The sequence below is a fragment of the Rufibacter psychrotolerans genome (genome assembly GCF_016924645.1).
Lineage (GTDB): Bacteria > Bacteroidota > Bacteroidia > Cytophagales > Hymenobacteraceae > Nibribacter > Nibribacter psychrotolerans.
Window position 1 is genome coordinate 61,294 of the sequence record NZ_JAFFJV010000020.1, and the last position, 20,822, is coordinate 82,115.

Here is a 20,822-nt window from a genome sequence, read left to right on the forward strand (position 1 = left end):
GTTTGCTGCCTTCAATTTCTGACCTTGTACGATGCCTACTGCCACTGCTTCGCTCCCAGAACTGCTCAAGCAATACCAGCGCCGCCTGCTCAACCTCAGCGGCTCTAACCGCTCGTTGGTGCTGCTAAAGCCATCCTCCAGCCTGCACCTGGACCTGCACGCCCTGGACCACGCCCACAAAGGCCCTTCGTTTGACTACCTCAAAGACCTGCTGGTCGGGAGGCCGAACATCACGCTCTGCCCCGTGGCCGATGCCCGCGATGCCGCCTTGGCCCCGCTCACCAAGCAATTCAAAACCATTCAGCGGCGGGCGCACATGATTTGGGAGGAGCGCGGCGCCAAGGAGTTGTTTGTGGGCTGGCCCTTCGTGGAAGGCGCTTTCCCGGAAGGCACCCTGGTGCGCTGCCCCCTGTTGTTCTTCCCCGTGGAGCTGAGGGTGAACGAAAAACGCCAATGGCAACTCACCCGGCCCCAGAACGCCCCGGCCTTCTTCAACAAAAGCTTTCTGCTGGCCTACGCGCACTACCTCAACCTCAAGCCCGATGAGGCCCTCCTGGAAGAGGATTTTGACGAATTCCCCCCAGATGACCTGCCGTTCCGCACCAAGCTCTACGAACTCCTGCGCGACAGTACCCTGGATGTCCATTTCAACCAGGAACTGCTCAAAGACGCGCTGCAACCCTTCAAGACCTACAAACGCGGCGATCTGGAAAAAACCTGGAAGCCCGGTCAACTGAAACTGCAGCCCGAGGCGGTACTGGGCGTCTTCCCGCAGGCCGGCTCCTACCAGCTCACCGACTACGACGATCTGCTGGAGAACCCGCCCGCCGAGTCACTGGAAGAATTGCTCCTGCCACAAACCGAGGTGAACTCCACCCAAGCCCAACTGGAGCAGCAGCTGTTCACCGCCTTTGACGCCGATTCCTCGCAGGAGGCGGCCCTGCGGCAGGTGAAGGCGGGCCAAAGCGTGGTGGTGCAGGGGCCGCCGGGCACCGGCAAATCGCAGCTCATCTGCAACCTGGTGTCTGACTACCTGGCGCGGGGCAAGAGCGTGCTGGTGGTCTGCCAGAAGCGGGCCGCGCTGGACGTGGTGTACCAACGCCTTTCCACCACCGGCCTGGACCAGTTCAGCGCCCTGGTGCACGACCTTAACCTGGACCGCCCCGCGGTGTTCAGCAAAATCAGGCAGCAGATTGAGCAGGTAGAGGAGTACAAGCGGCAGAACGTGGCCCTGGGCAACATCCAGGCCGAGCGGCAGTTCCTGGAAACCAGCCGGCGCATCAACCAGATCTCGGAGCGGCTGAATGGTCTGAAGGAGGCCCTGTTTGATGCTTCCCTTTGCGGCTGGTCGCCCAAGGAGCTGTATCTGCGCAGCAACCCGCGCGCGCCGCACCTGCCCGCCGAGGGCATTTACCAGCAGTTCACCGCCCAGACCTGGCCCGAGTGGCGGCCGCGCCTGTTGCATTACCTGCAAGACGCGGGCCTGCTGCTGCACCCAGATTTCCCGTGGAACGAGCGCCGCTCCTTCCATCTCCACACCTGGGCCGAGCGCCAGAAACTAGCCCAGCTGCTGGCCTTTGTTCCGGGCTCGGTGACCGCCATGGCCGAACAGGTGAAGGAACTGATGCCCCCGCAGGCCGAGCCGTGGGATGCCCTGCAAGCCCTGCTGCAGGAGCTGCCCACTTTACAAGTAATCCAGACCACCTTGCAGGACAAGGCGGTTTCAAGGCTGTTTTTCGGGAATCTGGCCCAAAACAAAGACCAGCAGCCCCGCGAGGCCCTGCTCGCCCAACTGCAGGAAGAAACAGCGGCGGCGCCCATCAAACTCACGCCCGAGGAGGCAGCTGAGGTAACTCAGTTACTAGCGGCGCACGACCAGGCGCAAAGCGGCTTCTTCAGCAAGATAGGCTGGGGCTTTTCCTCGGCTAAAAAGCGGTTGTCGGCGTTCGCCCAGGGCAAGGGAATCGCCCAACCAGACGCGGCCGTGGAGCCTTTACGCGCGGCCCTGAAGCAGCTTGAGCCGCTGCAGGCCCAGTGGAAAAGCCTGCGCGAACTGGAGCCCACCCTGGAAATTCCGCACAACATTTTCAGCCAGGAGGCCGCGCGGGAGCTGGGCTACCTGCGGCAGGCCTGGGAGCTGCGCCAGACGGTGCAGAGGCTGCTGGCCTATGACGTGCTGCCCGATGGGCTGCTGCAGGTGGCCCCGGCGCGTTTCTCGGCTGTTTTCCAGGAAACGCTGCCAAAACTCCAGGCTCTGCAGGAGCAGCGGCAGGTTTGGCTCCAGTGGTTTACGCCTTCGCAGCTGGAAGCAATGATCACCAGCCCTGGGGCTGCCCAGCAAATGACCCAGAGCCTCCACGAGCACTTTGACCGCATGGTGGCCTTTGATGCGCTGGTGCAGACCTTGTCGCCGGAGTTGCGGGCCTGGCTGGAAGAGGTGCGCTTGGCGGTGCCCCAGAGCGTAGAGGCGCAGCTAGGGGCCATGGAGAACAGCGTTCTTTTAGCGTGGCTGCAACAGCTGGAAGGCCGAAGCCCCGTGCTCACCATCGTGAGTACCGGCGAACTGGAGCGCTTGGAGACCGAGCTGCAGGAAAAAATCAGGCAGAAAGCCGATTTGAGCCGCCAGATCATCCTGCTCAACCTGCGCGAGCAGACCTACCAGAACATGGAGTACAACCGGCTGGGCAACCCCGTCACGTACCGCCGCCTGCTCACGCAGGTGAGCAAAAAACGCATGCTGTATCCGCTGCGCAAACTCAACGCCGAGTTCGGCGACGAGATCCGGCAATTGTTGCCCTGCTGGCTGGCTTCGCCCGAGACCGTGTCGGCCTTGTTTCCGTTGGAGCGGATCTTTGATTTGGTCATCTTTGACGAGGCCTCGCAGTGCTTCGCCGAGGTGGGCGTGCCGGCCATGGTGCGCGCCAAGCAAGCCGTGATTGCCGGTGATGAGCAGCAGCTGGGCCCTTCAGACCTGTACCGCGTGCGGTTCGGGACGGACGAGGAGGAAACCGAGGAACTGCTGGTGGAGTCTTTGCTGCAGCTGAGTGCGCTGCACCTGCCGCAGACCCTGCTCTCTGAGCATTACCGCAGCCAGTACCCCGAGCTGATTCAGTTCTCCAACCAGAACTTCTACCGCGAGAAACTACAGCTCATTCCCCGGTTGGAGGCCATGAACGCGGCCGAACCGGCCCTGCAGTACCTCAAGGTAGACGGCGTGTGGGACAACCAGACCAACCGGGTAGAGGCCGAGCGCGTGCGCGACCTGGTGTTTGAGCTCCTGGGGCAGGGCCAGACCAACATTGGCGTGATCACCTTCAACTTTCCGCAGCAGCAACTGGTGCAGGACCTGCTGGAAGAACAGGCCCAGGTGCAGAACGTGCCCCTGCCCCAGGAACTCATCGTGAAGAACATTGAGAACATCCAGGGCGATGAGCGGCAGTACATCATCTTCTCCATCGGGTACGCGCCAGACGCCAGCGGCGTGGTGCGCGCCATGTTCGGCAGCCTGAACGCGGCCAAGGGCGAAAACCGCCTGAACGTGGCCATCACGCGGGCCATTAAGCGGGTGTACGTGGTCACCAGCCTGTGGCCCGAGCAGTTCCCCGTGGAGCAGGTGAAGCACCCCGGCCCCCGGCTGCTGCGCGACTACCTGGCGTTTGCGCGGGAAGTGAGCGAGCGCGGGTTCACGCCCAAGCCCCAGGCGCCCGCGCAGGTGCCGTCTGCCTTGCTGCTGTACCCACGGCTGCTGGAGACGTTCGCGCAGAATAGTACAAATCTGAAAATTGCGTTGGAACTTCCCTTCGCCGACCTCACTTTGCGCAACGGCAACCGCTACCAGGCCGTAGTGTTAACCGACGACGATCTGTACTTCCGTCGCCCGTCTGCCAAGGCATCGCACGCCGATGTGCCCCTGCGCCTGCAGGCCCGGGGCTGGAAATTTGGGGCGGTGTACAGTCGGCAGTTCTGGAGCCAGCCCCAGCAAGTCTGGCAGAGACTAACCGAACTGACCTAACACTATGAAAAGCAAATTACTGGAGCTCTCCGTGGGCTTTTGCCTGCTGTTGGCGGTGGCCTGTGACACCGGCTCGGCCAAAGCCGAGGAGGGCACCGCCGAAACCAAATCTGAGAAAGAGGGCAAGAAGAAGAAAGACAAGAACCCGGCCACCGAGGGCTTTACCGTGAACAACAACTATGACCTGCAGGAGGTGAGCAAAATGGGCAAGAAAACGGTGCCCGAGAGCTCGGGCCTGGAAACCTCCAGTGATGGTAACTTCTGGACCCACCCCGACGCGGGCAACGACGCGGTTTTGTACAAGATTAACCAGTCTGGCGAGCTGCTGGAAACCATGCAGGTGCAGGGCGCCAAAAACAACGACTGGGAAGATGTGGCCCGCGGCGAGGACGGCTTCCTCTACATTGGGGACATGGGCAACAACGAGAACACCCGCCAGGACCTGCAGATTCTGAAGGTAGACGAGAAAGCCAAAAAGGTGGTGGCCACCATTCCGTTCAAGTACGCAGACCAGACCCAGTTTCCGCCATCAAAGCAAGACCAAAACTATGACGTGGAAGGCTTCCTGATGCAGGGCAACAACTTTTACCTGTTCACCAAGAACCGCGGCAAAGGCGATTGGGTAAAACTCTACAAGGTGGCCAACCAGCCGGGCCAGCCGCAAACCGTGCAGCCCCTGGACAGCGTGCAGATTTCCACCAAAATCACCGCCGCCGATATCTCGCCCAACGGCCGCCACATCGCCCTGTTGGGCGAAGGCTGGGTTTACCTGCTGGAAGCCGACAGCCCAGACGCGGCTTTCAAAGGCAAGAAAGAACAGATTCCGCTGGGCAAAGCCGGTCAGGCCGAAGGACTGGTCTTCGTGAACGACACCGACATGATGATCTCCAACGAGAAAGGCACCCTGTTCATGCTGAGCTTGAAGAAGTAAGAAGTTTGAAGAGATAACCGTAATTGACGTTCACCTGTTTTTCCACAAACGGGCATCTCCATCTCACATTAAAGTCAAAGCAAAAAAATGCTGGCGCGAGTCTTAGACTCGTGCCTACGGATGGCGGGTAGTCTCCAGACTACCCTCGCTGCCCCGCAGCGAAAGGACGTTTCCGGGGGCATAACCTTTTGTTTTGAGAAGGATAGCAGAAAGCCTGCACCGCCACAAAAACTGTTCGCATCACCTTTAGGCACAAGTCACGAAACGCGGTCATGCGGGTTACACAGATGCCTGTTTCAGGGCTGTTTATCCAGATTCAGGCATAAAACGCAGGCAAGCCTCTTGGCCTTGGTAAACTGAAAATAGACCTTCCTCGCTTTGGGCTTCTTTTCCTGAAACCATCCTGAAAACGCGCCCGCGGTTTTTTCGTTTTAGGGATACAGGCAGGCGGCGGGGAACACACAAACCATCCATTACAACGAAAGCGCATGAGTGATACAATCTTAGTAACGGGCGCCACCGGCACGGTAGGTTCGGCCACGGTGAAAGCCCTGTCGGCGGTGGGGGCCAGGGTGAGGGCCGGAGTGCGGTCTACCATCAAAGGAGAAAACCTGAAACGCCTGCCCGGGGTAGAGGTGGTGGAGCTGGACTTTGCCCGCCCCGAAACCCTGGCCGTGGCGTTTACCGGGGTGAGCACCGCCCTGCTCATCACGCCGTTTGCCGCCGACCAGGTGGAAATGGCCCGGAAACTGGTAGATGCTGCCCAGGCGGCCGGTTTGCGCCACGTGGTGCGCCTGTCGGCGAGCGGGGCCGAGGTGGAGCCCGGCATCCAGCTGGGCCAATGGCACCGCATGGCCGAAGAGTACCTGAAAGCCACCGAGCTCAACTACACCATTCTGCGGCCGGGTACTTTCATGCAGAACTTCGTGCACCAGCACGCCCCCAGCATTGTGCAGGAAAACAGCTTCTACCTGCCTATGGGCAACGGCCGCGTCGCCTACATTGACGTCCGCGACATTGGCGATGTGGCTGCCGAGATCCTGCAGCGCCCCGAGGGGCACGACGCCAAAGCCTATACGCTCACCGGGCCGCAGGCGCTGTCGGGTTACGAGGTGGCGCAGGTGCTGTCTACTGCCACCGGCCGCACTATTTCCTACATTGACGTGCCTGAGGAAGCCGCCCGCGCCTCTATGCAGCAAGGCGGCCTGCCCGACTGGATGACCGAAAGCCTCCTGGAGCTCAACGCCATCTCGCGCACGGGCTATGCCTCTGGGGTCACCAGTGACGTGCAGCAGATCATCGGGCGGGCGCCGTACTCGTTCCAGGATTTCGCGCTGGCCTACAAAGAGTGTTTCTGAGTTAGATTCCGGAAAAAAGCCCCTAAACAGAAGTTCCGTGGGCAGAATCCTTCAGGAATCCGTGCTGTTTTCCCAGAAAAAGGCCAAAACCGGCCCCCGCATTGGCAGAACTTTGGCGCAGGCGAAAGCAGTAGCGGGTTTGCCGTTCTATGGGTGTTTTAAGCCCGATTTCACGAAAGTAGCCCCAAAATAGCGGCATAAATCGGCCCTACGCTCACCATTTTGCACCGGGCACAGCTTCAAGCGTCGACCAAAGCGCCGGAGACCCGCAACTATTCTGTTCTTAATTGGCTTGTGGAGAAACAAAAAGCCCCGTTGGTTACAACGGGGCTTTTGCGTTAGAAAGGAAAGCTATCTGATGGGTTAGTCACGGTCATCTCTGGAAGAGGAACCGCCGCGCGATGAACGCCCGCCCCGGTTGCTGCCGCCAGAGAAGTCATCTTCGCTGTAGTCGCCGGAGCGGCCATACTGCGAACGGTTCTCGTAGCCAGATCCGCCTCCGCCGTAGCTGGACTGTCCGCCCTGGCTGCCGTAGCCGCCGCGCGAGCCCATGTCGTTGGATGAGGAGCCATAGCCGCTGGAAGAACCGTGGCTGCTTCCGCCCTGACCGTAGCCACCCATGCCGTAATCACGGCTCTGGTCGCCGTAGCCGCCGCCGGTAGAAGCGCCGCCTTGTCCGCGGTTACTGCCGCCAGTGCCGGAAGACTGGTAGCCGCCACGGGAGCCCATGTCATTGCCCATGTTGCCGTAATTAGAGCCACCAAAGTTGCCTCCGCCGTAACCACCGTAGTTACCGCCCTGTGAGCCTGAGCCCGAGCCGTAGGAAGATCCGCCGTAGTTACCACCCTGCGAGCCTGAGCCGCCTTGCGAAGAGCGGGAGCCAAAGTCGCCGCCTTGGGCGTTGTGGGTGCTGTAGCCGCCGTGGCCACCGCCCGATTGTCTGCCACCACCGCTCATAGAGCCGTAGCCGCTGCTGTCACCGCCCTGGTACCCGCCGCGCGAGCTGCCTTGCCACTCCTGGTTGCCCCCTTGTGAGGAACCATAGCCGCCGCGGGAGCCCATGCCCGATGAACCCATGGAGCCGGAGCCTCCGCCGTATCCACCGCGGGAGCCCATGTCAGAGCCGTAGCCGCCACGGGAACCCATGTCATGGGAACCGTAGTTGCTGCCACCCCGGCCAGAGTCACTGCCATACGGACCGCTGTAGCTGTTTCCGCCCTGGCTGTAGCCGCCGTCAAAATCTGAGTTGCCGTCATAGCCACCCCGTGACCCGCCGCGTGAACCATATTCTTCGCCGTAAGAGCCGCCTCTGGAACCCATGGCGCCGTAAGAGCTGCTGTTTTGGTTGCTGTAACCCTGGCTGTACCCGCCGTGGCTGCGGCCGTGGTCATTGCCGTGCATGCCGTACCCGCTCTCAGTGCCGTAGCCCATCTGGTTGCCGTAGTAGCCAGAGCCACCGTAGTTAGAGTAGCCGCCGCGGTCAGACTCTGAGCGGCTGGAGTTTCCGGCGTAACCCCCTTGGGAACTCATGCCGTACGGGTTGCTGCCCATAGAACCAGAGCCGTAGCCGCCGCGCGAGCCCATGTCACCGGAACCGCCGTAGCCGCCCTGCGAGCCGCTGCCCATTGAGCCGTAGCCACCCTGGCCATAGTTAGAACCGCCCTGGTTGCCCATTGAGCCGTATCCGCCTTGGCCGTAGCTGGAGCCTCCCTGGTTGCCCATAGAACCGGAACCGTAGCCGCCCTGTCCGTAGCCTGAGCCACCTTGTGAGCCGTAGCCGCCTCTGGAGCCCATGTCATTGGAGCTGCCGTACATGCCGCTGCCGCGGTTGCTTTGGTCATCCTGGTTGCTGTAGTTGCCGCCCCCAAAGCTGCCGCTGTTGCCCATAGAGCCGCCATAGCCGCCCTGCGAACCACCGTAGCCCCCTTGAGAGCCGCCGTAGCCACCCTGTGAGCCGCCATAGTTGCCGCCACCGCCACCGCCGTAGTTGCCTCCGCTGTAGCTTTCGCCATGCTGGGTGCCGTAGCCGCCGCGCTCGCCATTGAAGTTGCCGCCGCCGCTCACGCCGCTCATGGAAGAGCTGCTTTGGTTGCCGGCGTCGCCGCCCTGTGAGCCGCCGTAGCCCATGCCGCTGCCCACAGAGGCGGAAGAGCCAGCGGTCATGTTGTTATCTGAGTCAGACCCCGAAGAGCTGCCTGATTTGCCCGAGCCCGACTTGCCACTACTTGCTTTTGACGTGGTGGACGAGCCGGATTTAGAGCTGGCCTTAGGCGTGCTGGACGTTGTGGAGGCCGAGGTTTTGCTGCTGCCGTTCTTTTTATCAGAAGTAGAGGAGGAGCTTTTCTTAGAAGAAGTAGACCCGCCGGAGCTTGTGCCTGAACTGGCGCCCGAGCCGGTTAACCCAGAGATGCCGGTGCTGCCTACCCCTGAGCTAAGAACAGAACCAGAGCCGCCCGATCCACCGGAAGAGGAGCCGCTGCTGCCTTGTGCCCCGGTAGACCCGGTGGTTGACCCTCCGGTAGAGCTTTGGCCCATGTTGTCAGAGGAAGAGGAAGAAGCAGTTGCCCCTGTGCTGCCAGCACCAGTAGAGGAGCCTTGGTTTTTGTCTTGCTGCTCTTTTTGATTGTCTTTCATGGTTAAATCTCCTTTGTTAATGGTTTTGGAATGGTTAGTTGGATACGCTGATGCACTTGCCCGGAAGCCGGAATTAGTTTTCCCGCTTCCGGGCAAGTATTAATACTATACGAACGGGTGTTCGCATGGTTAGCGCCTTCTATTACCATTTTGTAAATAATAGAAGATAAACTTGGAGATTTGTTGAAAGAAGCCGGGCCTGAAGCCAAACCTTTTTGCCAAAATGATTTTTCAAGAATCTGGAGTGGGTGTACTCTCACCCAGGCCAGCAGCCAGCGGGAGGGCACCCAGACAATCCCAGACCCGTTGGGGTGCTTACGCCCGGTCAGCGGCTGGCATGGGTTTTCTGGGCCTTTTCCAGGAAAAAGGCCTAAAACGGTTTGTGATGGTAGACCTGATTAAAACCCTTCATCGGTCCGGTCTGTGCCACGGCGCAAGGGAGGGGTTAGGAAAGTTTTTCTCCGTTGGTGGGTTGAGGAGTGCTGCCGGGGGAAGGAGAGGGGGTGGCGTCAACGTCCAGGTTGTTGATGAGTTCCTCGGCGTCTTCCTGCTCCTGTTCATCGGGTTCGGGCACGTGGTGCTCATCGGCCTCCAGCGGTTCATAGTTGAGGCGCACAAAAATAGGGAAGTGGTCTGACCCAAAGAACGGCAACCGCCTGATCCTGATCAGCCGGAAGGCGGGGTCATAGAAGATATGGTCCAGGGAGTAGCGGAAGAACGGCACAAAGGCGTTGTAGGTATTGTAAAAGCCCCGCCCGATGCGCGGGTCCAGCAGGCCGCTGATTTTCCGGAACAGGTTGGTGGTGTACGACCAGGCCACATCGTTCAAATCGCCAATCACAATGCTGGCGTACGGTGAGTCTTTGGCCATTTTGGCCACCGTGAGCAATTCGGCCTCGCGGGTGTCAGTGTCCTTGTGCAGGTGAGGCGGTTGCGGGTGCACGGTAAACAGGTCAAACCGCTTGCCGGTGGGCAGTTCCACCACCATGTAAAAGGAAGGAATGCCCTCTTCTACCAGGTACCTTACCTCTGTGTGGGAAAGCTTGAACTTGCTGAAGAACATCATGCCGTAGGTGTTCTCCAGGGGCTCTTTAATGCAGTAGGGGTAGCGTTCATCCAGCTCAGAAAGGGCCTGGGCCCAGCGGTGGTTAGGTTCGTTGATGAGCAGCAGGTCGGGGTCATTTTCCCGCACTACCTTCAGGAACCGGTCATAGCGGGTGTTAGACATGCGCACGTTGGAGATCATGATCCCGAAGGAGTTCTTGGGGGCCTTTATTTTTGACCTGAGCGCCTGCGGCCGTACCAGGGGCGTGAACTTGTACACGTGCACCGCCTCGTTGAGGATGGCCAGCACCAACAACCCCGCAAAAATCTTCTGCGTGAGCAGCTCAAAGCCAATGAACCAGCCATACAGCCCCAGCACCAGGAGCCCCAGCAGGGCTACCTGCACCCTGGGAAAATCAAGGACACGAATCCACCAGTAAGTGCTCTTTACCAGGGTTAACAAAGAAGCTAATATGACAAAGCAGCCAAGTAGCTCAAGGGCGATTCTCATAGGTTGATGGTTCTAGTCCGTTCACATACTCAATTTAAGCCGCAGGGTTGCCTAAGTTTTCACCGGGGCCAGCTGAATAGATACCAACCAAAAAAGATGCCGTTTCTGGTCCGGTTTCAGAAAACCAGGCCAGAGACGGCATCCAAGAAGTTATAAGCAGACGGGCGTTACGGCGCCACCTTTTCTACGCGTACCCCCACGGCCATAATGCCGGGCAGGGGGTCTTGGCGCATGTACTGGTTAAGCTTGAGGGTGTACTTGCCGGGTTGCCCAAACCGCACGTTTTTCAACGCCCTGAACTGGTGGTCAAAGATGTCGCCGGCGCCGTTGCCCTTGGGCTCGCCGGTCTTGGGGTCCATGAGGAACATCTCGTGCAGCATGGAGTTGATCTGCCTGCCGTCTGGGCCCACCAGGTAGTGCCGCAGATACAGGTTGTAGAACGGGTAGTGCAGCGCGTTGCGCACGTTGAAGAACACGTTGTACTGCTGCGTGGTATCTGTCACCTCAAACGTAAAAACGGGGGCCAGCTTTACCGGCCACTCGTTGTTGGGAATATCCTGGTTTTCCTCAAAGACGCGGTTGGCATCACAGCTGCCCAGCAAGAAACCCAGGCACAGCAAAGCCATAAAAAAAGACAGGTGCTTACTCATTAACCTTCTGGGTTAGGCGTGGGGGTTGCGTTTTCTGGGGCACCCGGCCGGCGGTTGCGGTGGTTGCGGTTGCGGCTCCTTCTGGACCGCTGCTCCCCTTCGGCGCGGGGTGGCCGGTCGGCGGTAACGGCTCCTTCAGTAGGGACCATCTCCACAGCGGGTTGCGGCCGGTTCTGCTGCGGCTGTCTAGGGCCCTGGGGCCGTTCTGCCCGGGGCGGGCGGTTTTCCTTGGGGGCCCGGTTAGGGTCGCGTTCGGGCTTTGGTTTGCCCTGGCCCTGTTGCTGCGGCTGTCCTTTGCCCTGCGGGCGCTCTGGCCGGGGCCTGGGCTCACCGCCCTGGTTCTGCCGCTGGCTGCCACGCTCCTGCTGGTTTCTGGCTTCGCCGTTTTCTGCCCTGGGCGCGCGTTCTGGCCTTGGGGCCCCGTTCTCTTCTGCCTCGGCTTTTCTGCCATTGCGCTCTGACCGGCCTTTGGGCGAGTCAGAAGACTTGGCGATGCCATCGGGGCGGTCTCTCCGGACCTCCGGGGTAGGCGTGGACTGGGCCAGTTTCTCGGCCGCGTTGCCGCCGCTTTTCTTTTTCTTGCGCTTTTTCTTGCCCTTGCTGAACTGCTCGTCCAGGCGGTCCAGGTTGCCTTCCAGCGACTCCACAAAGTCCACTACCTCGGCCTGCTGCTGCTTTTTCACCTCTTCGGCCAGGTTCTCGGGCATCTCGCCGGCGGCGTTCATCTTGAGCACCTCCTGCACGCGCTCCACGGGTACCGGAAACCAGTTGCTGTCGCCGCGGTAACCGAACCACATGATGCGCCGGAAAATATCGGTCTTCTGCAGGAAAGCCTCGCCGGCCTTGGTCTGCAGCGGACGGTTCACGTTGGGGATGTCCTTGAGGGCATCCATGTAGGTTTCCAGCTCATAGTTGAGGCAGCACTTCAAACGCCCGCACTGGCCCGAGAGCTTGCTGGGGTTGAGCGACAGGTTCTGGTACCGCGCCGCAGTGGTAGACACGCTTTTAAAGTCGGTAAGCCAGGTAGAGCAGCACAGTTCGCGGCCGCAGGAGCCAATGCCGCCCAAACGGCCGGCCTCGTGCCGAAGGCTGATCTGGCGCATCTCAATGCGTACCTTGAACTCCTCGGCCAGTTTCTTGATCAGTTCCCTGAAATCCACGCGGTCATCGGCGGAGTAGAAGAAGGTGGCCTTGGTTCTGTCGGCCTGGTACTCCACGTCTGAGAGCTTCATCTTGAGCTTGAGGTCCTGCACAATGGCGCGGGCGCGGTACATGGTGGTAGACTCCTGCTCGCGCGCGGCGTTGAACTTCTCCATGTCCTTCTCCGTGGCGATGCGGTAGATGCTCCGGATCTCGTCATTGTTCTGAACTTTCTTCTTGTTCATCTGCAGACGCACCAGTTCGCCTTTGAGAGACACGTGGCCAATGTGGTGCCCGTTGGGCACGTCCACCACCACGGCGTCGCCGGTGGTGAGCTGAAGCCGGTTTACGTTCCGGAAAAATTCTTTGCGGCCGCCCTTAAAGCGGATCTCCACTATATCAAACTCCTTAAAAGACACGGGTATCTCCATGTCTGAGAGCCAATCAAACACATTTAAACGGTTACAGCCTCCCGTGCTGCAACCGCCGTTGCTTTTGCAGCCAGCCACTGCCACCTCGCCATCGACCGAGATAGCCTTGGAGCCGCAGCCGCCACTAGAACATGAACTACATCCCACAGGTAAATTCCTTTTATATAGATAATTCTTGTTTTCAAAAAAGTAAGGTCCAAACTACTCTACAAGCAAGGCACCGCCCCTAAAGGTAAGAAAGTCTATTTGCCTGATTTTGAAAGAAATACAGGGGAAATAGGATAGGAGCAGGGGCCTTTTGGGTGCTTTTTTACCGCTATTTCGCAGACCCTAATTAACAAATATAATAACTTAATCTGAATAGGTGGGCACGTTTGCCCGGGTTATCAACATCCCGTTTAGGGGATATTTGGGGAAAACGGCCCCAAAACGCTTGCCTCCACCAACAAAAAACCGGGTGAGCCGCGTTCCCCTGCTGCCAATCCAAATTATTTTCCTGTTTTGGTTCTGCAGGCCAATTGCGTACTTAGCGGCCCTAAACCCTACTTAATATTCTATGCAGTTTGCCTTTGCCGATGCGCTCTCTGTCACCGAGCTGTGCACCCTGTTCAACACCGCCTTCTCTGACTACGTGCAGCCCATGGTGCTCACGGAGCCCATCCTGGAACTGAAGCTAACCCGCGACGGTACCCAGTTGGGCGTGTCGCCGCTGGCCCTGGACCACCATGCGGCCGTGGGCTTTATTCTGAACGCATTGGGCGACTGGCAGGGCCGGAAAACCGCCTACAACGGCGGCACCGGCGTGGTGCCCGAGGCCCGGGGGCAAGCCCTTGCGGAGCGGATGTACCAGTTCTGCCTTCCGGTGTTGCAGCAGGAGGGAGTGGAGCAGTGTCTGCTGGAGGTGATCAAGGAAAACACCCGCGCTTTTCTGGTCTACCAGCGCCTGGGGTTTGAGGTGGTGCGGCATTTCAGGTGTTTCCGGGACACGAAGACCCACCTGCAGTGGCACGGGCACGCGGCAAAGGAAATAGAGCTGCGGGAAGTCGCCCACCCGGATTGGGCCCTGTACCAGACGTTCTGGGAGGTAGAGCCCAGTTGGCAATACCATACGGCCGCCGTTGACCGCAGCCTCGCGCATGTGAAAATTGTGGAGGCGCACCACTTGGGCCGGTGCGTGGGCTACGGCATGGTGTACCCCCTGACCGGGGCCGTGGCCCAACTGGCGGTGAGCCCGGCCTGGCGCCGGAACGGAGTAGGCCAGGCCCTGCTCCAACGCCTGGCAGAACTGGCTACCGCCCCGGCCATTTCTGTGATCAACGTAGACGAGCAGAGCAACAGCACCCTGCAATTTCTGCAGAACCGGAAGATGACCGAGATCATGGGCCAGTACGAGATGATCAGGCCTGTGTAGCGTTTCGGGGGCTTTTTTCAGAAAACAGGCCAAAAAGGGAACGGGGCAGAAGCAACTTGTAAAAGCGCTTCTGCCCCGTTCCCTTTGTAAGCGGAAAGGTTTTTAGTTGGAGGTTTTTTGGGCCAGGTTGGCGGCTTTCATGTACTTGGTGGCCTCCAGGAACGTGGTGGTCCAGATGTCTTTTTCGTGTTGCTTCAGGAACTGCAGCAGTTGGCGGTGTGCCTCCAGCGATACGTTCAGGGAGTGCTCGCCGCCCACCCCGTGGAACAGGAACACCACCATGCTGTTAGACGCCATGGCCTTTTTCACCAGGGCAATCAGTTCCTCGCCAGTCTGGCCGTTGATCATGAAACTGCCCACGTTGTACAGGTTGGTGGGCTGGTGCGGAATCAGCACGCCCTGTACCCCGCGCGCCGACACGAATTCCCCTTTGATGCCGTCCAGGTACGCTACGCCACCCACGTGGGTATCGCCGCAGGGGTAGGCAAAGGTGCGTTCCTTTTTGCCGTCAAGGGCCTCCAGGGCGGCGTTCGTCATCTTCACCTCGTCCTGAATGCGGCGCACCGAGTACGTGGCCAGGTTATAGTCTGCCGTGACAAAGCTGCGGCCGGGTTTGCTGCCGTCGCAGGGGTGAAAGAGCGTGTGGTTGGCTAGTTCGTGTTTGTTGGCGGCCACCTTTTTCCACTCGGGCAGGCGTTTGGAGAAGGGGGCGGCCGCGGCGGTCAGGTAAAAGGTGCCTTTCAGTTTGAACGAGTCCAGGGCCGGCACCACTTTGTCCAGGTGCACGTTCAGGGCATCGTCATAGGTGAGCACCACGGCGCATTTCTTTTTGTTCCAATCCTGCGCGGCAAGAGAAAAGCTGTACAAGCCGACCAATAAAAGGAGGTACTTTTTCAAGGGTGTATCTGTTAGGGTGTGAAGTAGCGCCCCAAGCTATTTTACCTGACCTGGGCTCTCTAAAGATACATAAAAACAGGAGCAAAACAGAAACCCCGGCAGCGCTAAAACTACCGGGGCTCTGTTTTGTTCCTGAGCAATGGGAAATGCCAGGGTTTACCCGTTGGAGCCGCTTCGTTGGCCCAGCTTCCAGGCGGCTACCGCCGCCACCAGGAACACGCCAATGGCAGCGGTCTGCATAAGACCAGAGCGGTTGTGCTTCCACTCGGCGGGCATGCCTTTCTCGGCCCAGATGTTGGGGAATTTGCCGTTTTTGATGTCGTCAATGATGCCTTCCACCACGTTGATGCGGTCTGCCAAAATCAGCGGAAGCCAGTGGCCGTAGTCGTTCTCGCTTTTCTTGAAGGCCAGGCGCCGGATCTTGCCGCTGAGGCCGCTGGGCGGAACCGAAGTCCCGAACACGGCACTCACGCCGGGGCGCTCAATGGAGTGGAACACCTCTACGGTAACGGGTTGCTGGGTGGGCCGCTGCCAGGTGTAGCCCCGCTGCTCTTCATCGGTGCGGTGCTTCATGGGGTACGTGGGGTCATTCTTGGGGTCTGCGTCAATTCCCCAACCTGGTATATGTGAATAGTCTCTTGCTGTATTTTCCATGGTGTTTCGCGTTTAGATTCTGGCTGATGGTGGAATAAGAACCGGTTTTATGCAGTTGTCTAGCTTCTCAGAGAACATGCGGTAGGCATCAGACACTTCCTCCAGCGGAATGCGGTGCGTAATGAGCGCTTTGGGGTTCAGGATACCGTTCTGCACGTGTTCTATGAGCCTGGGCAGCAATCTGGGCACCGAGGCCTGGTTGGCCCGGATGGTGATGCCTTTGTTCACCACGTTGCCAATGGGTACCAGGTTGTCGGTTGGGCCGTATACCCCCACAATGGAGACAATGCCGCCTTTTTTCACGCAGTTGATGGCCCAGTGCAGGGCCGTGGCAGAACCAGCCTGGATCAGGAGTTTTCTACCGGTAATGGTTTGCAGGGCGTTGCCGGTGGCCTCGGCGCCCACGGCGTCAATGCAGACATCGGCTCCCATCCAGTCGGTGGTTTTCTTCACAAACACCGCCGGGTCTCCAATCTCGTTGTAGTTGTAGGCCTCGCAGTGCGCGTAGTTCTTGGCAAACTCCAGACGGTAGTCTACTTTGTCAATGATGATGACGCGGCCCGCACCGAACAGCCAGCTGCAACGCGCGGCCATGATCCCCACCGGGCCAGCCCCAAACACCACCACGGTATCGCCGGGCTGGATGCCGCCCATCTCAGCGGCCTGGTAGCCGGTGGGCACCACGTCGGTGAGCATCACGGCATCGTCGGGGTCCATCCCCTCAGGAATCACGGTAGGGCCTACGTTGGCGTAGGGTACCCGCACGTACTCGGCCTGGCCGCCATCATACCCGCCAGCCGTATGGGAGTAACCGAAGATACCGCCCACCGCAGAGGCCTGCGGGTTAGATTCGTGGCAGTTGCCAAACAAGCCCTGCTTACAGAAGGCGCACTGCCCGCAGGCAATGTTAAAGGGCACCAGAATATGGTCGCCCACCTTTACCTTGGTCACCTCTGACCCCACCTCTTCCACTATGCCTGTAAATTCATGCCCGAAGGTCATGCCCACCCGCGTATCGGGCACTGATCCGTTGTACAGGTGCAAGTCTGAGCCGCAGATACAGGCGCGGGTTACGCGTACAATGGCATCCTGGGGGTGCTGGATCTGGGGCATGGGTTTCTGATCTATGCGGACCCTCAAAGGGCCCCGGTAATTCATGGCTAGCATACGTATTTTTCCTAGAGGTTAAAGTGGGACATTGGTTTCACCTGCCCGGTTAAGGGGCAGCGTTGCGCCAACCGCAACATTATCTGATTACTTATCTGCCTGATTAAAGTTACAATAGGCGGCCAGCGGCAGGGTGGCGGCAGCGGACCTTTCCCCTTTGAGCCCGGGGAAGTGAGCCTCAGTATTTGCCGCGGGGTAGCATCTAGATGAACCTTCTGGGGCTATCTTAGTATAAATTTTAGAGCGGCGGCGCCAAGCTTCCTGCGGAGCAGTGAAGCATCTTTTGCGCGCAGCCCTGTTACACCCCAAAACAGAATAACATGAAAGTTGAGATATGGTCTGATGTGGTTTGCCCCTTCTGTTACATAGGCAAGCGGCGGTTTGAGAAAGCCCTGGAAGGTTTTGCGGCCAAAGACAAGGTGGAGGTGGTCTGGAAGAGTTTTCAGCTGGACCCCGACCTGAAGTACGTGCCCGGGCAGTCGTTGCACGAGTACCTGGGCAAGAGGAAAGGCGGCACGGCAGCCGAAGGAAAGCAGATGAACGACCACATGGCCGCGGTAGCCAAAGAAGTAGGGCTGGACTACGACCTGGACCATGCCATCATCACCAACACCCTTGATGCCCACCGCCTCATCCACCTGGCGCACCAGCACCACAAGCAAGACGCCATGAAGGAAAGGCTGCTGGCCGCTTATTTCACCCAGGGCAAGAACATAGGCGACCTGGACACCCTGGTGCAACTGGCCGAGGAAGTGGGACTGGACCCCACAGAGGCAAGAGAAGCCCTGCAGAGCGATGCCTTCCGGAAAGACGTGCAGCTGGACCTGTACCACGCCCAGCAGGTGGGAGTACGCGGCGTGCCGTTCTTTGTCTTCAACAACAAATACGCCGTTTCGGGCGCACAGCCCACCGAGCTGTTTCAGGAGGTACTGGCCAAAGTGTGGGAAGAGGAGAAGCCCCAGGTGCTTGGGGGCGAAGGAGCCGGGTTCTGCACCCCAGACGGCGTATGCGACTAAGTACCCCACCCAAAACCTAAGACTATGAAAGTATTGATGGTATTAACCTCGCACAGCGAGTTAGGCGACACCGGCGAGAAGACCGGTTTCTGGATAGAAGAGTTCGCGGCCCCTTACTACGTGTTCAAAGACGCGGGAGCCCAGATAACCCTGGCCTCGCCCAAAGGCGGCCTGCCGCCCATTGACCCCAAGAGCGATGCCCCCGAAAACCAGACCGAGGCCACCAAGCGCTACAAACAAGACCAGGAGCTGCAGCAATTACTAGCCCGCACCACCAGGGTCGCCGAAGTGTCGGCGGAGGCGTTTGACGCGGTGTTCTACCCCGGCGGCCACGGTCCGCTGTGGGACTTGTATGAGTCGCCCGAATCGGCTAAGCTGATTGAGGCCTTCTGGAAAAGTAAGAAACCGGTGGCGGCCGTTTGCCATGCCCCGGCCGTGCTGCTCAACGTCAAAGATGAAAACGGCGAGCCCCTGGTCAAAGGAAAGAAAGTGACCGGCTTTGCCAACTCAGAGGAAGAAGCCGTGGGCCTGACCAAGGTGGTGCCGTACCTTTTGGAGGATGAACTGAAGAAGCAAGGCGGCAACTACTCCAAAACCACCGACTGGGGCGTGCACGTGGTGCAGGACGGCCTGCTGATTACCGGACAGAACCCGGCCTCGTCTGAGGAAGCGGCCCGCCAGTTGCTGCACCTGTTACAGCAACGAGCCGGCTAAGCCCGAAGATGCGCCAGCCCAAAAGCTGAATCGGGCCTGTTTTCTGAAAAACAGGCCCGATTCAGCTTTTCTTTTATTTTCCCAGCCATTCTTTGAACGCCGCAGCGCGCTCGTTGCTGATGATGATCTCCTTGTCCGTGGTGGGCTTCACGTAGACTTTCAGGCGGCCCTTCAGGTAGGGGTGGATCTCGTCAATGGAGTGGATGTGGGCAATGAACTGGCGGTTCAGGCGGCTGAACTGCTCGGGGTCCAGGAGTTCCTGCAGGGTGTCCAGGGTATAGTCGGTGATAAAGCGCTGGCCGTTGGTGGTGATCAGGAAAACGATCTTGTCCTCGGCGTAGAAATAGGCAATCTCATCGGTAGACACCGACCGGATCTTCTGGCCGCTCTTCACTAGGAAACGATTTTTGTAGTGCGGCGTTTCGGCTACCGGGGAGGCATTTCGGTTCAGCAGGGCCATGATCTGGTGCATGTCCAGGGCCGGAGTCTGGGGCTGCGTCTGACGCAGGGCCTTGAACTTGTCCATGGCGGCAGCCAGGTCCTCATTGCTGATGGGCTTGAGCAGGTAGTCAATGCTGTTCACCTTGAAGGCCTTCACGGCATACTCGTCATAAGCCGTGGTGAAGATGATGGGGCATTTTACCTCTACCTTCTGGAAAATCTCAAAGCTGTTGCCGTCAGACAGGTGAATGTCCAGGAAGGCCAGGTCCGGGGCCGGGTTGGTCTCAAACCAGCGCACGGCATTCCGGATAGAGTCAATGGTGCTCACCACCTGGATGCTGGGGTCATAGCGGTGCAGCTGGGCCTCCAGCTTTTCAGAGGCCAGATATTCGTCTTCAATGAGGAGGATGTTCATCAGGCGGCTTTGTTAAGGAGCGGTAATTTAGCAATGAAATTATCAGCGGTCACTTGCACGTCTACTTTTTTATCGGTGATGAATTTGTAGCGGTTGATGATGTTTTTGAGGCCCACGCCGGTAGACTCCTCGCTGCTCTCGCGCAGTTGCAGGTTGTTCTTGATGATGATGTAGTCGCCCTCCACAAACACGTCAATGAAAAGGGGCTCGTCGCGGCTCACAATGTTGTGCTTGATGGCGTTTTCCATGAGCAGCTGCATGGTAAGCGGGGCTACCTGGTGGTTGTGCAGGTGGTCGGGCACGTTCATGTTTACCTGCAGGTTCTCCCTAAACCTGATCTTGAGCAGGAACAGGTAGGAATAGATAAAGTCCAGCTCGGTGTGCAGTGTCACCAGCTCTTTGTCTTTGTTCTCCAGCACGTAGCGGTACACTTTAGACAGCTGCTCCACAAACTTGGCGGCCATGTCCTGGTCTTTGTAGATGAGCGAGGAGAGGGCGTTGAGGCTGTTGAACAGAAAGTGCGGGTTCACCTGCTGCTTCAAAGACTCAAACTGCACTTTGATGGTCTCCTTCTTGAGCTTCTCAGACTGCATGAGGTAACGGTGCCACTGGTTGTAAAAGTAAATGCCCGACCGGATAAAGTGCACGAAGAGCAGGATGATGCTGCCGAACACGAACACCTCCTTCACGTTGCGGCGGGCTTCGGGGTCCTGGAAGTCAAACGCCAGCTGGCCCAAGAACAGGCGCGGCACAATCTCAAACAGCACCATCACCAGCAGGATGTACACCTGCACCGAAATCCACTCATAGATAAAGCGGCGCAGGCCGTACTCGCGCCAGTCATACTTGCGGCTCAGGCGTTTGGCAATCAGGCGGGTGCCCTCCAGCACCACGTTGACCATGAGCGCGTTGTGGAACAGCCGGAACACATCTGCCGCCTCAAAGTCACTCAGCCCGGTACGGTGAATAAAAAAGAAGGTCCAGAAAATAAGGAACGCGATACCCGTGTTGGCCAGGTAGCGCAGCAGGTTTTTATGCTTGAATTGAAACTTTTTCTTCATAAAGGGAGACTGCACAAACAGCCTGTCCAAAAACTCGGTAGAGAGAATCATAGTTCAATATACAATTGACAACCAGTTTCAGCACCAGGTACTGAAAAGAGGCTTCTGCTCACGATGATAGCTTACTTTTTTAAAACAGCCCAAAAACGGCCTGGCCGGGCGCTCAGCGCTTTCCTGTGCATTCCTTTGGAAATGCCAGGGGCACCAAGGCTGCTTTCCAGGGGTTTCAGAACTTTTCTTTTTCCAGAAAAAAGGCCCCGAAACAGGCAAATCTAGCAGTTGGCATCCTGCAGCCCTGGCGTGCAAAACAGAAACGGCTGGCAGCTTTTTCCTAA

At 58.5% G+C, this 20,822-nt stretch carries 15 protein-coding genes; 6 read left to right on the forward strand and 9 right to left on the reverse strand.

Going from position 1 to position 20,822, the window contains the following annotated elements; translation table 11 throughout:
- Positions 1 to 31 precede the first annotated feature (31 nt).
- The 3 genes from JT718_RS17315 (at position 32) to JT718_RS17325 (ending at position 6,301) form a co-directional block, all read left to right on the forward strand.
- The gene (locus tag JT718_RS17315; protein WP_205504049.1) at positions 32 to 4,012 is read left to right on the forward strand and encodes an AAA domain-containing protein; all 3,981 of its coding nucleotides are present in this window, start codon (positions 32 to 34) and stop codon (positions 4,010 to 4,012) included.
- A gap of 4 nt (positions 4,013 to 4,016) precedes the next feature.
- Positions 4,017 to 4,943 (forward strand): YjiK family protein, encoded by a 927-nt coding sequence (locus JT718_RS17320; RefSeq protein WP_205504050.1) that lies wholly within the window; start codon positions 4,017 to 4,019, stop codon positions 4,941 to 4,943.
- A 488-nt stretch (positions 4,944 to 5,431) separates the two neighbouring features.
- Entirely contained in the window at positions 5,432 to 6,301 is an 870-nt protein-coding gene (locus JT718_RS17325) for an SDR family oxidoreductase (protein WP_205504051.1), read from the forward strand.
- A 363-nt stretch (positions 6,302 to 6,664) separates the two neighbouring features.
- On the opposite strand, the gene JT718_RS17330 is transcribed toward JT718_RS17325, so the two are convergent.
- The 4 genes from JT718_RS17330 to JT718_RS17345 form a co-directional block, all read right to left on the reverse strand.
- The gene (locus JT718_RS17330) at positions 6,665 to 8,935 is read right to left on the reverse strand and encodes a hypothetical protein (RefSeq protein ID WP_205504052.1); all 2,271 of its coding nucleotides are present in this window, start codon (positions 8,933 to 8,935) and stop codon (positions 6,665 to 6,667) included.
- Between the two features lie 445 nt (positions 8,936 to 9,380).
- On the reverse strand, positions 9,381 to 10,490 hold the full coding sequence (locus JT718_RS17335; RefSeq protein ID WP_205504053.1) for an endonuclease/exonuclease/phosphatase family protein: 1,110 nt from the start codon (positions 10,488 to 10,490) through the stop codon (positions 9,381 to 9,383).
- A 167-nt stretch (positions 10,491 to 10,657) separates the two neighbouring features.
- Positions 10,658 to 11,140 carry a gliding motility lipoprotein GldH gene (locus JT718_RS17340; RefSeq protein ID WP_240337149.1) on the reverse strand — a complete coding sequence of 161 codons (483 nt, stop codon included), beginning with the start codon at positions 11,138 to 11,140 and terminating at the stop codon, positions 10,658 to 10,660.
- The gene (locus tag JT718_RS17345; RefSeq protein ID WP_317195521.1) at positions 11,140 to 12,732 is read right to left on the reverse strand and encodes a PSP1 domain-containing protein; all 1,593 of its coding nucleotides are present in this window, start codon (positions 12,730 to 12,732) and stop codon (positions 11,140 to 11,142) included. The genes JT718_RS17340 and JT718_RS17345 overlap by 1 nt, the downstream gene beginning before the upstream one ends.
- Positions 12,733 to 13,267: 535 nt before the next feature.
- On the opposite strand from JT718_RS17345, the gene JT718_RS17350 reads away from it, so the two are divergent.
- Positions 13,268 to 14,122, forward strand: coding sequence for a GNAT family N-acetyltransferase (locus tag JT718_RS17350; RefSeq protein ID WP_205504054.1), 855 nt, complete (start codon positions 13,268 to 13,270; stop codon positions 14,120 to 14,122).
- A 102-nt stretch (positions 14,123 to 14,224) separates the two neighbouring features.
- Here the strand turns inward: JT718_RS17350 and JT718_RS17355 are convergent, their stop codons facing one another.
- The 3 genes from JT718_RS17355 to JT718_RS17365 all read right to left on the reverse strand — a co-directional run bounded on the left by JT718_RS17355 (position 14,225) and on the right by JT718_RS17365 (position 16,840).
- Positions 14,225 to 15,019: a polysaccharide deacetylase family protein gene (locus tag JT718_RS17355; protein ID WP_205504055.1), complete on the reverse strand. Its 795-nt coding sequence runs from the start codon at positions 15,017 to 15,019 to the stop codon at positions 14,225 to 14,227.
- 156 nt (positions 15,020 to 15,175) lie between these two features.
- On the reverse strand, positions 15,176 to 15,673 hold the full coding sequence (locus tag JT718_RS17360) for a hypothetical protein (protein WP_205504056.1): 498 nt from the start codon (positions 15,671 to 15,673) through the stop codon (positions 15,176 to 15,178).
- A 12-nt stretch (positions 15,674 to 15,685) separates the two neighbouring features.
- Complete coding sequence (locus tag JT718_RS17365) at positions 15,686 to 16,840, reverse strand: zinc-dependent alcohol dehydrogenase (protein ID WP_205504057.1); 1,155 nt, start codon at positions 16,838 to 16,840, stop codon at positions 15,686 to 15,688.
- Between the two features lie 320 nt (positions 16,841 to 17,160).
- Between JT718_RS17365 and JT718_RS17370 the strand changes: the two genes are divergently transcribed.
- Positions 17,161 to 17,856 (forward strand): DsbA family oxidoreductase, encoded by a 696-nt coding sequence (locus JT718_RS17370; protein WP_205504058.1) that lies wholly within the window; start codon positions 17,161 to 17,163, stop codon positions 17,854 to 17,856.
- Between the two features lie 24 nt (positions 17,857 to 17,880).
- Positions 17,881 to 18,570 (forward strand): type 1 glutamine amidotransferase domain-containing protein, encoded by a 690-nt coding sequence (locus JT718_RS17375; protein WP_205504059.1) that lies wholly within the window; start codon positions 17,881 to 17,883, stop codon positions 18,568 to 18,570.
- 73 nt (positions 18,571 to 18,643) lie between these two features.
- Here the strand turns inward: JT718_RS17375 and JT718_RS17380 are convergent, their stop codons facing one another.
- A complete protein-coding gene (locus JT718_RS17380; protein WP_205504060.1) occupies positions 18,644 to 19,426 on the reverse strand; it encodes a LytR/AlgR family response regulator transcription factor in 783 nt (260 codons plus the stop codon).
- On the reverse strand, positions 19,426 to 20,538 hold the full coding sequence (locus JT718_RS17385; protein WP_205504061.1) for a sensor histidine kinase: 1,113 nt from the start codon (positions 20,536 to 20,538) through the stop codon (positions 19,426 to 19,428). Before JT718_RS17385 ends, JT718_RS17380 begins: the two co-directional genes overlap by 1 nt.
- Positions 20,539 to 20,822: the final 284 nt, after the last annotated feature.